This window comes from Microcoleus sp. PH2017_35_SFW_U_B, assembly GCF_020737865.1.
GTDB lineage: Bacteria > Cyanobacteriota > Cyanobacteriia > Cyanobacteriales > Microcoleaceae > Microcoleus.
This window is the reverse complement of record NZ_JAEQDE010000025.1, coordinates 29,902-45,055: the sequence shown is the minus strand read 5'-3', so window position 1 is coordinate 45,055 and position 15,154 is coordinate 29,902. Positions and strand designations below refer to the sequence as shown.

Annotated in this window: 14 protein-coding genes; 5 read left to right on the top strand and 9 right to left on the bottom strand. The window is 43.3% G+C overall.

Annotated elements, in window-relative coordinates; genetic code table 11:
* Window positions 1-138: 138 nt before the first annotated feature.
* The 3 genes from JGK36_RS04915 to JGK36_RS04905 all read right to left on the bottom strand — a co-directional run bounded on the left by JGK36_RS04915 (window position 139) and on the right by JGK36_RS04905 (window position 2,491).
* Window positions 139-1,113 (bottom strand): Rpn family recombination-promoting nuclease/putative transposase, encoded by a 975-nt coding sequence (locus JGK36_RS04915; RefSeq protein ID WP_293192101.1) that lies wholly within the window; start codon window positions 1,111-1,113, stop codon window positions 139-141.
* Window positions 1,091-1,354 (bottom strand): hypothetical protein, encoded by a 264-nt coding sequence (locus JGK36_RS04910; protein WP_293200832.1) that lies wholly within the window; start codon window positions 1,352-1,354, stop codon window positions 1,091-1,093. The genes JGK36_RS04915 and JGK36_RS04910 overlap by 23 nt, the downstream gene beginning before the upstream one ends.
* 75 nt (window positions 1,355-1,429) lie before the next feature.
* A complete protein-coding gene (locus JGK36_RS04905) occupies window positions 1,430-2,491 on the bottom strand; it encodes a J domain-containing protein (protein WP_293196988.1) in 1,062 nt (353 codons plus the stop codon).
* On the opposite strand from JGK36_RS04905, the gene JGK36_RS04900 reads away from it, so the two are divergent.
* Window positions 2,465-2,659, top strand: a complete 195-nt coding sequence (locus JGK36_RS04900) for a hypothetical protein (RefSeq protein WP_293200830.1) — start codon at window positions 2,465-2,467, stop codon at window positions 2,657-2,659. The two genes, JGK36_RS04905 and JGK36_RS04900, sit on opposite strands and share 27 nt — an antisense overlap.
* On the opposite strand, the gene JGK36_RS04895 is transcribed toward JGK36_RS04900, so the two are convergent.
* The 4 genes from JGK36_RS04895 to dnaK form a co-directional block, all read right to left on the bottom strand.
* Window positions 2,621-2,809 carry a four helix bundle protein gene (locus tag JGK36_RS04895; RefSeq protein WP_293183384.1) on the bottom strand — a complete coding sequence of 63 codons (189 nt, stop codon included), beginning with the start codon at window positions 2,807-2,809 and terminating at the stop codon, window positions 2,621-2,623. The genes JGK36_RS04900 and JGK36_RS04895 overlap by 39 nt on opposite strands.
* Window positions 2,810-2,921: 112 nt before the next feature.
* Window positions 2,922-3,098: a four helix bundle protein gene (locus JGK36_RS04890; protein WP_293183382.1), complete on the bottom strand. Its 177-nt coding sequence runs from the start codon at window positions 3,096-3,098 to the stop codon at window positions 2,922-2,924.
* Window positions 3,099-3,210: 112 nt separating this feature from the next.
* Window positions 3,211-3,336: a hypothetical protein gene (locus JGK36_RS04885; protein ID WP_293192096.1), complete on the bottom strand. Its 126-nt coding sequence runs from the start codon at window positions 3,334-3,336 to the stop codon at window positions 3,211-3,213.
* Entirely contained in the window at window positions 3,327-5,459 is a 2,133-nt protein-coding gene (dnaK, locus tag JGK36_RS04880) for a molecular chaperone DnaK (RefSeq protein ID WP_293183431.1), read from the bottom strand. The genes JGK36_RS04885 and dnaK overlap by 10 nt, the downstream gene beginning before the upstream one ends.
* A 299-nt stretch (window positions 5,460-5,758) precedes the next feature.
* Here dnaK and JGK36_RS04875 point away from each other — a divergent pair, with 299 nt between their 5' ends.
* The 4 genes from JGK36_RS04875 (at window position 5,759) to JGK36_RS04860 (ending at window position 13,640) form a co-directional block, all read left to right on the top strand.
* Window positions 5,759-6,508 carry a Uma2 family endonuclease gene (locus JGK36_RS04875; RefSeq protein ID WP_293183380.1) on the top strand — a complete coding sequence of 250 codons (750 nt, stop codon included), beginning with the start codon at window positions 5,759-5,761 and terminating at the stop codon, window positions 6,506-6,508.
* Window positions 6,509-6,579: 71 nt separating this feature from the next.
* The gene (locus JGK36_RS04870; RefSeq protein ID WP_293183378.1) at window positions 6,580-8,298 is read left to right on the top strand and encodes an SNF2-related protein; all 1,719 of its coding nucleotides are present in this window, start codon (window positions 6,580-6,582) and stop codon (window positions 8,296-8,298) included.
* 70 nt (window positions 8,299-8,368) lie between these two features.
* Entirely contained in the window at window positions 8,369-9,973 is a 1,605-nt protein-coding gene (locus JGK36_RS04865; protein ID WP_293196990.1) for a C-terminal helicase domain-containing protein, read from the top strand.
* Window positions 9,974-10,148: 175 nt separating this feature from the next.
* Entirely contained in the window at window positions 10,149-13,640 is a 3,492-nt protein-coding gene (locus tag JGK36_RS04860) for a DNA methyltransferase (RefSeq protein WP_293196991.1), read from the top strand.
* 187 nt (window positions 13,641-13,827) lie between these two features.
* Here the strand turns inward: JGK36_RS04860 and JGK36_RS04855 are convergent, their stop codons facing one another.
* On the bottom strand, window positions 13,828-14,466 hold the full coding sequence (locus tag JGK36_RS04855) for a restriction endonuclease subunit R (protein ID WP_293183370.1): 639 nt from the start codon (window positions 14,464-14,466) through the stop codon (window positions 13,828-13,830).
* A 93-nt stretch (window positions 14,467-14,559) separates the two neighbouring features.
* Window positions 14,560-15,117 carry a DUF6009 family protein gene (locus tag JGK36_RS04850; RefSeq protein ID WP_293183368.1) on the bottom strand — a complete coding sequence of 186 codons (558 nt, stop codon included), beginning with the start codon at window positions 15,115-15,117 and terminating at the stop codon, window positions 14,560-14,562.
* Between the last annotated feature and the right edge of the window lie 37 nt (window positions 15,118-15,154).

Genomic DNA, 15,154 nt, shown 5'->3' with positions numbered 1-15,154 from the left:
GGCAGAATGCTCCTGTATTGTGGGAAAATTAGCTTGTTGTTAATTTTCGGCTAGTTCCTGAATAATTGCAACAGTAATTCTACTTATGTTATCGAGGATTGCTGAAAGTGCGATCCTCTTCGAGGGCTGCGCTAACGGCTATTGGGCGGCTAAATCTGGTGTTTCCAGCCAAGCTGACAAGTCGGACATTTGGGTAAAATTGAGCAAAGCTTCTCCTAAATCTTCTAATTTGGCGATCGACAATTCCCCGATTTGACTTTGAACTTCGGGAGTGACAGCACCTACACGGCGTTCCAACAGACGAACAATCAGTGCTATTTGTCCTGTTTTGATTCCTTCTTCTCTGCCTTCTTCTCTGCCTTCTTCTCTGCCTTCTTCTCTGCCTTTTTCTGTTCCTATTCGCACTGCTTTAGATATTGCACCTCGCCGATCTTGGATATAAATCTCCTGTTTTAGCAAGTCACTTAACTCGTCACGATTCAAATTAGCTCTACTTGCTATTGCAAATGCTTTATTGATTTCTGGCACAACTTCCATTGTTTCAGGTACTGTGTTTAAGTCTCTGGCAGTTTTGAGAAAATAAAGCCATTTGTCGGTCAAAGTTTCTAACTCCTCCAGACTTTTTTTAAACTTGGGTAACTCGACAAAAACTAATTCGATATCGTAAATAGGATAATCACTTAAAAACTCTCTTTCTTTCAGAACAAACCGCGAAGTTACTTTGTCAAAATCCTCAAACATTTCAAAATCAGTAATTGTCAAGGCAATCACTGGATTCAACATTACATATTGATCGGCTGTTTCTAATTGCGTGGAATAAGCTTTGGCTGCATTGTACAAAATTCGCTTTTCAAAAGCCTCTACGTTCAAAACCTGCATCTCGATAATGACAGTTGTGCCGTCATTTAAGTTGGCTCTAATATCTAAGTAAGTATCCTTAAGACCTCGAATTAGCGGCAATGAATAAGGATCGACGATTTCTAAACTTTCGATGGTGGGCTGATTGTCATATAGCAAGGCATTCAAAAAACTAATTAGAATGTCTTTGCTATTTTCAGAACCAAAGATTTTTTTGAAGGCAAAATCAGTTTTAGGATTGATGAATGTGAACATATAGGTAATGGGTAATGGGTAATGGGTAATGGGTAATGGGTAATCGGTAATGGGTAATGGGTAATGGGTAATCGGTAATCGGTAATGGGTAATGGGTAATCGGTAATCGGTAATCGGTAATGGGTAATCGGTAATGGGTAATCGGTAATGGGTAATCGGTAATGGGTAATCGGTAATCGGTAATCGGTAATGGGTGATGGGTGATGGGTGATGGGTGATGGGAAACCCCTGACGCCCTCAAGGCGGAATTGGCTGATGGGTAAGGTGCGCAGTGCGCACCTACATTTCGGTAAGGTGCGCAGTGCGCACCCTACAATTAATCATACAAATTCTGACGCGGTTTAAAAGTCTCAATTTGCCGCAATTTTTCGTACAATTCCCGTTCTTCGTCACTAATTTCCTTGGGAATTAACACCTGAATTTCTACTAGCTGATCTCCCCGATCGCCATTTCCAGTCGGATAGCCCTTATTCGCCAGCCGCAACCGCTTCCCAGACGTGACTCCCGGTGGCAGTTTCATCTTAACCAAGCCGTCTAGAGTCGGCACTTCAATGTCTCCCCCCAACACCGCTTCGCAGGGCGTCAGCAGCAATTCGCAGCAAATATCTGACATTTCCAAGCGGAAAAATGGATGGGGAGAAACGGTGATTTTTAAGTACAAATCGCCGCCGCCAATACCTTGATTTCGCAGGCGAATTCGCTGGCCCGATACCATCGCCCCTGGCATATTTACCTCTATCCACCGCCCGTCATCCAAGCGGATGCGCTCGGTACCGCCGGAATAAGCCCTTTCCAAAGGCAGAGTCAGCCTCGCATCAATGTCTTGTCTGATTTCGCGATCGTCTATTTCCCTGGTTTCGCGTCGAATTTCGCGATCGTCCAAATCCCTTCTCTCTTCCCGAGAATTAGCAACATAACTGGTTTTCTTAGAAGCCGTATTCCACGGTTCCGAAGTGGGAACTCGCGGTGCATCATTCTCTGTCGCCATCCTCACTTCCCGGCGCCTTCCGAGGACTTGATCGAGAAATTTATTAAAATCTGAGTAATCGCTAAAATCGATATCTTCGGCAGGCTTTTTGCGGCTATTTTTACTATTTCCCCAACTTTTAAAATTGGGAAGTTTTACGCCTTGTTTGCCTTGAAATCCCTTTTGTTTCCAGAATTTACTAAACTGATCGTATTGAGCGCGCTTTTCGAGATCGGAAAGAATATCGTAAGCTTCATTAATATCTTTAAACCTATCTTCGGAAGATTTATCTCCGGGATTCACGTCAGGGTGTAACTGTCTCGCGAGTCGTCGATAGGCTTTTTTTATCTCGTCAGCCGTAGCATCTCTGGGCACTCCCAGTATTTGATAGTAATTACGAAAGTTTTGCATAATTTGAGAAGAAGGAAGAAGGAAGAGGGAAGAAGGAAGAAGGAAGAGGGAAGAAGGAAGAAGGAAGAGGGAAGAAGGAAGAAGGAAGAGGGAAGAAGGAAGAGGGAAGAGGGAAGAGGGAAAGATGTTTTATTCTGGTTTAAGTTTATTGATTGTGCTGACAATTAGTCGTGTGACTTCATCTACTTCTTTAACAACCGGTGATATTTGCTGGTGCGTTCCTAACCCCACTTTTTCAGAAATCACTAAATGAGTATCCAGTTCTCGCAGCGAACCGAGAGTTATTTGTAAATATCGAATATACTCTTTCGTGCTCACCGAATAGCAAGGGTTTGAAGCCCCAGCATGAAGGCAGATTGTGATAAGAACGGAGTTTAAATCTCTGTTCTTATCACTTCGCTGTCAACTGTCAACTGTCAACTGTCAACTGTCAACTGTTTAAACGTCCATATCCCTCAGCAATGTTAGCTGGTACTGATACAGATGCACGGCGAATTTGACTGGTAATACCATAAAGTTCAGATGGATGAAATGATTTGGTTAATTCGTAGCAAAGTTGACAAAGATAAATACCCCGCTGCCAGATGTATTGTTCTCTATGACTCATAAAAAAATATAGTTTTCTCCTTGCTGATTATAGTAATCTCTATCTATTTCCAAGAAGTCTAGTGTAGTAGAGGAGAGAAAAAAGAAGTCCAGAAGAAGTGGAAAAAGGGCGGTCACATATTCTCTGCTAAAAATCCGCTATTTTCCTTCTTCCTTCTTCCTTCTTCCTTCTTCCTTCTTCCTTCTTCCTTCTTCCTTCTTCCTTCTTCCTTCTTCCTTCTTCCTTCAATTACAACCAATCATCGTCGTCATCCCAGTCGTCGCTTTGATTTTGATAGGGGCGAGTTGGGCGGTTATTGCTGGTTCTGCGATCGGGTGTGCGATCGTATGGGCGATCGGGTGTGCGATCGTAAGATCGATCGCGATCTGGCATACGATCGCGATCGTAAGAGCGATCGTAAGGGCGATCGGGCATTGGATCGACTGTCGATCGCCTGTAGGGCTTAGCATTTTGATAATAGCTGCTGTCATCGCTGCGCCGCTTGGTACTATCGCCTGTAAAAGTCCGCTTCACAGACTCAAAGAAATCATCATCATCGTCATCATCAGCAAAGGCCGCGACTTCCCGACTCAAATCGTAAAGAGCATCCTGCAAATCCGAGCCAACTTGGTCAACTCCCCGCTCATCCTTACGTTCCAAACTGTCTCGCAATTCCCGAATTAAAGTTTCAATGCGCTGGCGGCTTCTTTGGGCAAACTGCATTCCGCGATCGAGTGCAACTTCCCGCAACTGTCGCTCAGCTTGATAAGCCAAAGCCTCAGCGCGATTGCGTTTTTCCACCTTTTCCCGCTGCAACTTATCAGCTTGAGCAAACTGTTCCGCATCGCGAATCATTTGATTCACTTCCTGCTGGCTCAGCGTCGAAGCACCTTGCACAGTAATGCTTTGTTCCCTGCCGGTAGTTTTGTCCAAAGCAGTCACCAACAGCATCCCGTTAGCATCAATATCAAAAGCCACTTGTACCTGCGGGATCCCTCGCGGTGCCGGCGGAATTCCCGTTAATTTAAACCGTCCCAAAGACTTATTATCTCTACCTAATTCCCGTTCCCCTTGGATGATGTGAACTTCTACCACAGTTTGGTTGTTTTCAGCAGTCGAAAAAATATCCGATCGCCTAACTGGAATAGTAGTATTGCGCGGAATCAGTTTTTTCATCACCCCGCCGATGGTTTCCAAGCCCAGGGACAGGGGCGTCACATCCAACAGCAGCACGTCGCGGACATCCCCGCCCAAAATCCCCGCCTGAATAGCAGCACCCACCGCCACAACCTCATCGGGATTGACATTTTGATTCGGTTCGCGATCGATCAAACTCCGCACAATTTCCTGCACCAAAGGAATGCGAGTCGAACCGCCGACCAACACAACTTCATCAATCCGAGAAGGACTCATATTGGCATCAGCCAAAGCTTGTTTCACCGGACGGCGCATCCGCTGCACCAAATCGCTGCACAGCCCCTCAAATTGACCGCGAGTCAAACGCGTTTCCAAATGCAAAGGCCCATCTTCATTTGCATCAATAAACGGCAAATTAATCTCAGTGACGCCAACTCCCGACAGCTCTATTTTTGCTTTTTCTGCCGCTTCGATCAAGCGCTGCAAAGCTTGGCGGTTTTTGCGTAAATCCACGCCTTCTTTTTCTAAGAATTGTTCAGCCAACCAATCAACAATTTTGGAGTCAAAATCATTGCCACCCAACTGAGTATCGCCGCTAGTTGCTTTAACTTCAAATACTCCATCTCCAACATCTAAGATAGATACATCAAAAGTACCGCCGCCCAAATCAAAAACTAAGATTGTTTGACTTTCTCGCCTTTCCAAACCGTAAGCCAAAGAAGCCGCAGTCGGCTCATTTAAAATCCGCTTCACATCAAGTCCGGCAATTCTGCCAGCATCCCGCGTCGCCTGTCGCTGCGAGTCGTTGAAATAAGCAGGAACAGTGATTACAGCCCCCGTAACTTCTTGTCCCAGATAGCGGCTGGCTTCATCGGCCAACTTCCGCAACACCATCGCCGAAATTTCCTCTGGGGCGAAATCTTTTTTCAGGCGAGGGCATTTGATTTTGATGTTTCCGTTGTCGTCGCGGCGAGTTGTGTAAGGGACGCGCTTTGCTTCTGGAGTCAGTTCGGTATATTTGCGCCCGATGTACCGTTTGACGGCGTAAAAGGTGTTTTGGGGGTTGAGAACATTTTGGCGTCTGGCCATTTGTCCGACAAGGCGTTCTCCTTCCTTGGTGAAAGCAACCACCGAAGGAGTTGTCCGCATCCCTTCTGCGTTGGCAATCACAACCGGTTTGCCGCCTTCCATGACGGCTACTACTGAGTTTGTCGTTCCGAGGTCAATGCCAACTACTTTTCCCATACGTCCGTTGTCTCCTGTGGCGTTGTGTGTAGCTTTTTCAATATAAGCGTTAAGTTCGATCGCATTTATTGTACCGCGTCGAGCCACGGGGCTGCGGGGGGGTTATCTCACTTCGGGCTAGCGGTTGGGGTTGGTTGGGTGCGATCGACCTTTTTTCCATATGGCTTTGGCGCAGGGACTGAGGAGCAAATTGATTAGAATGGAGAGCAAAAGTTATCCTATCATCAACATCAAAATTAAAAGCCGTTAGCGCAGCCCTCGAAGAGGATCGCACAAACACCTTCAATCACCATAAAACCATGAAATTCAGCTTAGATGTAGAAAACAATCCCACAGGCTGGCCGGATCATACTCAACTACCCGAATCAGACGGTACTTTTGTGAAGAACTTTCAAGAACATCCCCAAAGCATTTTACTAACCGATTCCATAACTCCTATCTTAGAAAGAATTCACGCTGACGGTAACTATTGTATCGGTCAAGATAGCGGTATTTATTGGCGATTAACTGACCCCTTAGAAAAGGGTGCAGAAGCACCTGACTGGTTCTATGTACCGAATGTTCCACCAACATTGGATGGTAAATTTCGCCCTTATTATGTGTTGTGGCAAGAGTTTATATCACCGTTGATTGTGTTAGAGTTTGTATCCGGGAATGGTGCTGAAGAACGGGACAGAACGCCTTTATTGCGATCGGGCAAACAGGAAACTAAGGCTGGTAAATTCTGGATTTATGAAAATGTCATACATCCGGCATTTTATGGAATTTATGAAGTCAGCAAGGCTAGTGTTGAAGTCTATCATCTGATCGAAGATAGGTATCAATTAGTTGCAGCAAACGATCGCGGTCATTATCCGATTCCACAGTTAGGAGTAGAATTGGGAATTTGGCAAGGTACTTATCAAAATATGGAATTACCTTGGTTGCGCTGGTGGGATAGTGAAGGGAATCTGTTGTTATCGGGGGCCCAAAGAGCCGATCGCGCTGAAGACCAATTAGAGCAATTACGCGCTCAATTGCGATCGGCTGGAATTCAACCAGAACTCTAAAGAAAGAAGAGGAGACGGCAGTGCCGTTTCCCTACAATTAATCTAACATTATTCATCACAGAAAAAACCAAGTGCCACGCATTTTTGACAACATCGAACTATCTCTGCTACCAGCATTACGAGAAACCATTAAACTCTCCTACCGTGCCGATTTTTGCGTGGGCTATTTCAATCTCAGGGGATGGCGGAGCATTGGCGATTTAATCGAAGCATATGTGGGAAATCGGGGAGCATGCTGCCGCCTTTTGGTGGGAATGCAAAGCTTGCCATCCGATGAATTGAATGCTAGTTTTAGCCTGATTTCCCATCATCGGGGGATTGACAATAGTACAATTATTCGCCTCAAAAAACGGATGGCTAAGGAGTTTCGTCATCAGTTGACAATCGGGGCTCCCAGTGATATTGACGAACAAGGCTTACGCAGATTGAGCTATCAGATTAAAACCGGAAAAGTTATTGTTAAATTATTTCTAGCTTATCATCTACACGCGAAGCTCTATCTCGTTCATCGTCACGATCCAAATAGTCCGATTGTCGGTTTTTTGGGTAGCAGCAATCTGACTTTATCGGGACTATCAAAACAAGGAGAATTGAATCTTGATATCTTAGATTCTGATGCTTGTAATAAGTTGCAAAAATGGTTTGAAAACCGCTGGGAAGAATACGGCTGTATTGATATTTCTAAGGAACTCGCCGAAATTCTCGATCGCAGTTGGGCGCGATCCGAACTGATTCCACCCTATCACATCTATCTCAACATTGTCTATCATCTGTCACACGAGGCGATCGCAGGTATTTCCGAATTTCAGATTCCCCGCGATTTTAAGGGTTTATTTCAGTTTCAAGAAGAAGCCGTTAAGCTAGCAGCCCGTCACATTACCAAACGGGGAGGCGTGATTATTGGCGATGTGGTAGGTTTGGGCAAAACTTTAGTCGGTACAGCTATTGCCAAAATTCTCCAAGAAGATTGTCTCTTGGAAACCCTGATTATTTGTCCGAAAAACTTGGTCAAAATGTGGCAGGAGTATGCTGATAAATATCGCCTCCTGGCAAAAGTCTTATCCATCAGTCGGGTACAGCAAGAATTGCCGGAATTGCGACGCTATCGAGTTGTGTTAATTGATGAAAGTCACAACCTCAGAAATCGAGAAGGCAAGCGATATCGAGCGATTCAAGAATATATTGCCATCAATGAAAGTAAATGTATTCTGCTTTCGGCAACTCCTTATAATAAAACCTATTTAGATTTATCTGCTCAGTTGCGACTGTTTATTCCCGAAGACCAAAATTTAGGATTGCGGCCCGAAGCTTTGCTAAATCAATTGGGCGGCGGCAGTCAAGGAGAGTTAGAATTTATGAAGCGACATCAATGTTCGGTGCGCTCTTTAGCGGCTTTTGAAAAGAGCGAACATCCTGATGATTGGCGAGATTTGATGAAGCGCTACATGGTGAGGCGAACTCGCTCGTTTATCAAAGATAATTATGCGGAAACCGATGCAGAAAAAGATCGCAGATATCTAGAATTTGCCAATCGCACTCGCTCCTATTTTCCCGATCGCCTTCCCAGAACCATTAAGTTTTCCTCGGAAACTTCCACAACCAACTCCCAGCTTGACTTTGAGGAAATTGTCGAAGTCATCAACGCCCTAAATCTGCCCCGTTACGGACTCGGAAATTACATCGCCAAAAAACCCAAACAACAGCCGACTGAAGCAGAACAGCGACAGTTAAATGCCCTATTTCGTGGCGGTCGTCGGTTGATGAGATTTTCCGCGGACAAACCTGTTTAAACGGCTAGAAAGCAGCGGGAGTGCGTTTATTCAGTCGATCGAGCGGCACATCCTGCGGAATTTTGTTTATTTGTATGCGATCGGGCAAAACTCCGATATCCCGATCGGCACTCAGGATGCAGAATTGTTGGATACCCGCAACAGCGATGAAGATGCTGATTCAGTTGTAATCAGCAATTTTGATACCGAAGAAACCGAAGATGATTCGGGAGAACTCTTAGATATCGAAGCTGAATTGCTATTAGGAGAAAAAGGTTTTCAACAGCGAGCAAAAGTAGTTTATGGAGAATATAAAACACGCTACCAACGCAGATTTAAATGGCTAAAATCAGACTTTTTTGATAGCAACAAGTTAAAACAGGATTTGCTAGCAGATGCCCGCTGTTTAATTGAAGTATTGCAAACTTGCAGTGCATGGCATTCTCAACCAGATCAAAAGTTAGCAGCTTTGGTGACATTGCTCACCGAAACTCACCCGCGCGAGAAGGTACTAATTTTCACTCAATTTGCCGATACAGTCCGCTATCTAACTGATAATTTAACTCAGCTCAAAATAGCAGACATTGCATCAGTGACAGGCAAATCAAAAGACCCCACAGAACTCACATTTAGGTTTAGTCCAACTAGCAACAATAAGCGGGATAAAATCTCCCCAGAACAAGAATTGCGTGTCTTAATTACCACCGACATTCCGAGTGAAGGTCACAACTTACAAGACAGTGCAATTATCGTTAACTATGACTTACCTTGGGCAATCATCCGGTTGATTCAGCGGGCGGGAAGAGTAGACAGAATCGGGCAAACAGCCGATCGCATTTTGTGCTATTCATTTTTGCCAGACGAAGGAGTAGAACGGATTATCAATCTCCGCGCCAGACTGCGCCGACGGTTACAGGAAAATGCCGAAGTTGTCGGCACCGACGAGACATTTTTTGAGGACGATTCACCACAAGTCATTCTGGATATTTACAATGAAAAATCCGGGATTTTAGATGGAGAAGAAGATGCCGAAGTTGACCTAACATCAGAAGCTTTTCAGATTTGGAAAAATGCGACTGACAATAATCCGACTTTGAAGAAAACCATTGAATCAATGCCAAATGTAGTTTACTCAACTCGCGCTCATACACCCGTACCATTGCAGCCAGAAGGAGTTTTATTGTACATGAAAACTACCGAGGGTAATGATTCGTTGATTTGGGTCGATCGCGCGGGAAACAGTGTCACACAATCGCAAATCGCAATATTAAGAATTGCCGCCTGCGACGAAGCGACTCCTGCCATTTCGAGAGACAAACAGCATCACGAATTAGTCAAAAAAGGTGCTGAATTGATAGCAGAAGAAGAGTTAACTGCGGGCGGACAATTAGGGAGATCCTCCGGTGCTCGGTTCCGAACCTACGAACGTTTGAAAAATTACGCGCAGTCCATGCGTGGTACAATATTCGCATCCGAGGAATTGGCAAAAGCCATTGATGAAATTTACCGCTATCCCCTGCGCCAGTCGGCAATTGACACGTTGAATCGGCAGTTAAAAAGCGGTATTGGCGATCGGGCATTAGCAGAATTAGTCGTAGGATTGAGGATGGATGACCGTTTTTGTATAGTTAGTGAAGATGGAGACAAACGGGAACCAATGATTATTTGTTCTTTAGGCTTGTTTCAGAGGATATAATTATTGGGAGTCGAGAAACCGGGAACGGGCAAGATGCCCATTCCAAAATCAAATTAAGTCTTGTGGAACGGGCATCTTGCCAGTTCTTGAAAATAGTACAACATCTCAGATTTAACTTACTTCTTCCTTCTTCCTTCTTCCTTCTTCCTTCTTCCTTCTTCCTTAATATATAACCATGCCGCAAACACTTACAGAATCCCGTCAACTTCTCCAAGACTTTGAATTCAACAAACTATTCGTCCAACAACTCGGTTGGGATAATCCATCATCCCGCAAAACCATACCCACAGAAGTTGATGGCGAGACTTATTCCCGAACAGCCATCGCCCAACTTTTAGGAGTAGTTATATATGAAATTACCACCGCTAGCGGTAACATTCCCAATGCGGCCCAAAGATTGACAATCTATCGCGAAATTGTCCAGATATCCCGCGAAAATATATTAATTTTTATTGATGCAAATCGGACTAAATCTCTTTGGTATTGGGTGAAGTGCGAAGGTACAAAACTTTATCCTCGCGATCGTGTATATGTGAAACGGGAACCTTGCGATTTAATGTTGAGTAAAGTCACAGCTTTAAAAGTTGAATTAGCAGAATTAGGAACGCTATCGGTGATTGATGTCGCCCAAAGATTGCAGGCTGGATTGGATGTTGAACGAGTTACTAAGAAGTTTTTTGAAGAGTTCAAACAGCAACACGTTGAATTTTTAAGTGTGATTTCCGGGATAGATAAGGAGACAGACAGGCGCTGGTATACTTCGGTTTTACTCAACCGTTTGATGTTTGTTTATTTTTTGCAGCGCAAAGGGTTTATCGACAGCGGCAAAATGCTATATTTGCAGGAAAAGTTAGCTGAAAGTAAACTGCGGGGAACCGATTTATTTTACTCGGAATTCTTGAAAACACTGTTTTTTGAGGGATTTGCTAAGCCACAATATGAACGAAGTTCTCAGGTTGAAAGGCTGATTGGCAATATTAAATATTTGAATGGGGGACTATTTCTGGAACATCCCATCGAACAGAATTATCTGAATATTGCTATACCCGATGCTGCTTTCGAGAAAATATTAGATTTATTTGCGCGCTATTCTTGGAATCTCGACGATACGGTTGGTGGGAAGGAAAACGAAATTAATCCGGCAGTTTTGGGATACATCTTTGAGAAATACATTAACCAAAAAGCCTTTGGTGCTTATTATACCAGGCCGGAGATTACTGAATATTTGTGCGATCGCACAATCAACAAACTAATCCTCGATAAAGTCAACCAATCCCTCAACTCCTCCAACTCTTCCTCCCCCTCCCCCTCTTTCTCCCCCCTTAGCAAGGGGGGCCGGGGGGGTTCTTCTCATCAATTTGAAACAATCACCGAACTCCTCACCAATCTCGACGCAAATCTCTGCCGCCGCCTACTAGAAGAAATCCTCCCAAACCTCACATTATTAGACCCAGCCTGCGGTTCCGGCGCGTTTTTAGTCGCAGCGATGAAAACGCTGATTTACATCTATTCAACAATCATCGGTACAAGCAAGTTTTTAACCGACCACTACCTCAACGACTTACTCAAAACCATCGAAACAGAGCATTCATCACTCAACTATTATATCAAAAAACGGATTATCAGCGACAACCTCTACGGCGTGGATATCATGCCGGAAGCAGTGGAAATTGCGAAATTGCGACTATTTTTAGCCTTAGTTTCGGCGGCGCAGAATGTCAGCGACTTGGAACCGCTGCCGAATATTGATTTTAACATCATGGCTGGCAATTCCTTAATTGGATTGATTCGGGTTGATGAAGAACGATTTGATTCTGTAGGAAATTCGCGCCAAGGTAATTTACTGCAAATTTTAGCTTCTGCTAATTACAAAGGAATTTTAGCGGACAAGAATAAGTCGATTGATTTATATAAAAAACACGCTTTTCAGTCTGGGGAAGAGGAAGGAACTTCTCAAGAATCGCGATTATTGAATTTGCGGCAGCATATTGAAAAGTTAAACCAGGAGTCGCAAGTCAAGTTAAATCAGTTATTGTTTGATGAGTTTACCAGGCTGAAAATTAAGTACGAAGAGGTGCAGTTAGCGGGGAAACCTCATAAACGAGTTTTAACTATTGATGATATTGCAAGATTGCAACCGTTTCACTGGGGATATCACTTTGACAGAATTTTAGAACGGGGAGGATTTGATGCGATTATTGCTAATCCACCTTGGGAAGTTTTCAAGCCAGATGCTAAGGAGTTTTTTGCTAATCATAGCAATTTAGTGACGAAAAAAAAGATGGATATTAAGAGCTTTGAAAAAGAGCAAAAGAAACTCTTGCAAGATTCTGAAGTTGCTAATGCTTGGTTGGAATATCAGAGCAATTTTCCCCACATTAGTGCTTACTATTGTTCAGCAGAACAGTACAAAAATCAGATTTCGATTGTCAATGGTAAAAAAGCAGGTACGGATATTAACCTCTATAAACTTTTTGTAGAACAATGTTTTAATCTCTTACGCAGAGGTGGCGAGTGCGGGATTGTGATTCCCAGCGGCATTTACACTGACTTGGGTACTAAGCAACTGCGGGAAATGTTATTTAGTCAAACACAAGTCACGGGGTTATTTTGTTTAGAAAATCGCAAAACAATTTTTGAAGGGGTTCATAAGAGTTTCAAAATAGTTGTTCTTACTTTTGAGAAGGATGGGATAACAACTGAGTTTTCCTCTGCTTTTATGCGTCTTGATGTGGAGGAACTGCAAAGGTTTCCTAATGCTGATAGCTTGCGAATTAGCGTTGAATTAGTGCGGAAGTTATCTCCTGACTCTCTGTCGGTGATGGAGTTTAAAAATGATGGAGATATTCGGATTGCTGAAAAAATGCTGCAATTCCCGTTACTTGGCGAACAGATTAAGGGGAAATGGAATTGTATACTACATCGCGAATTTGACAGGGGTAACAGAACTGATTTTTTTCAACTTCAAGCCACAAGCAATAGTCTACCACTTTTTGTAGGAAAAATGTTTCATCAATTCACTAAAACTGATGAATCTGCGCCATACTGGATCGAAGAAAAAATGGGGAGAAAAGAATTACTTGGAAATAATAAAGATTGCAATCAGATACTTGATTATCAATGCTATCGTTGGGTACATCGACGAATTGCTCGTAATACTGACTCGCGTACATTAATTACGACCATTGCTCCCAGCAGAGTGTTCTTTGATAATAATAGTACCAGTATCGATTTAGGTAAATCTAAAATTGGTCAAGCAGAAATGTTGGCTTTTTGTGCAATGTGTAACTCTTTTATTGTGGATTGGTTTCTCCGTCAAAAAGTGACTACAACTCTTAATATGTTTTATATTTACCAAATTCCTATCCCGCGATTAACCACTGGTGACAAATACTTCTCGGACATCGTACAGCGCGCCGCAAAACTGATCTGCACTGCCCCAGAATTTGACGAATTAGCCCAAGAAGTCGGCTTAAACTCGCACCGAGAAGGCGTTACCGATGAAACAGAACGCGCTAAATTGCGAGCGGAATTAGATGGCATCATCGCTCACCTTTACGAATTAACGGAAGCAGAATTTGCGTATGTTTTGACTACTTTTCCGATCGTCCCAGAAGCTGTAAAACAAGCAGCATTGGCAGCATATCGCACGTTTTCATGTATGTAAAAGTATTGTAGGGTGCGTCAGCCCACAGCGTTTACCTTAGCTTTTGGAGCGATTGAGCTGACGCACCCTACAGGCCTCGTTAGTGGTTTAAATGCGTAACCTTTCCAAGCAAAAAAACTGGGTTTTTCACTGAATCTGCGGGTGAAAATCAAAGATTTTTGCAAAAACCCGGTTTCTGATTCCCCCACTAACTCAGATTACCTACATTCAACTCACCGAGGCGCTTCAAAATACTCAGCACGGTGTACAACTCGTTCCCTGGATTTAAAAGGCAAAACTTCCGAGAAAAAGCGTACTGCGGTGTTTCCCCCTTAACTAATTTGACAAATAGAAAATCTGCCCCATTCGTTAACAATCCGTAAGTAGGTCGATCGCTCTTCAGATTAGCTAACATATAAGCTAGCAACTGCGGAATCCCTACTTCCAAAGAGAACGCCGCTTTCTTGGACTCGATAACTACTACCCAAAACTCCTGAAACAAAGCTAGAACATCCAACTGTCCCCTGACAATCATTCCTTCATCTTCGTCAACAATTTCTACAGACTTTTCGGAAGTAACGTGAAAAGGAGCAAGATAAAAATCTGCTAAATCCAACAATGGAGACAATACTACCATTTTGACTGTATTTTCTAGAAGTGGGGGATATTCTAGTAAATTTGTGTAACTTGCTTGCACTCTGTCTAATCGCTGTTTCTCAGCTTCTGAGATTTCTGGCAAATTATCCTGCCACTCGCGAAAGAATTGGTCATCTCTGACTAATTTAATTCCAAATTTTGTTCTCAAGCCGTACATCGTGACATTTCGAGCTTGAATTGTTTGTACCATCGTTTTATACTAAGTTTAAAGTCTATACAGATTGTGCCCTCAAGTGGTCATTCCCATCTATAAAATAGATGTTTTACCTAATGGCTGTATCTATTAGCTCTTGATTTCCAACACAGAAACTCTCTTTTCAAGTTCTAATAGCCTCTGAATCATTGGTATATCTTCGACAGAATCTAGATGACTAGCTAGAGCGCTAACTATGACATCAGTTTGAGATATGCCCGTTTGCTGAACATATCTTTTGAGCTTGCTAAAAAGACTACGGGGAACTCTCACAGCTATTTGAGATTTCTTACTCGGAGATAGCCCTTTGTGTTTAGGTTCTATACTTAATGGTTCTACTGCTTCAGTAGGATGATCTGCCTGTGTAGAGCTACCTACTTTGTAAGCTTCATAGTCATTTTCACGAAGTGTGAAAATTCGTCTGATAAAACACTTATGATTTCCGGTAGGAGGGGCATCATCTTCTAATTCTGCATACCCCACTAAAGTTTGACCTTGCTGAAGCTCTGAAAGACGTTTTTTAGAGACTCCTTTTCTGGTAGAAAAATTTACCTCGCTCTCTCGCACCCAAGGCATTTTGCTGATATCTACAAGCCAGGCAATTTCGGCTTCGTGCCTTAAGGTCTCGTCGCTGACAAAACTGTTCATAGTTTTTATTTTCAGTATGTTTACTAATTATAGCACG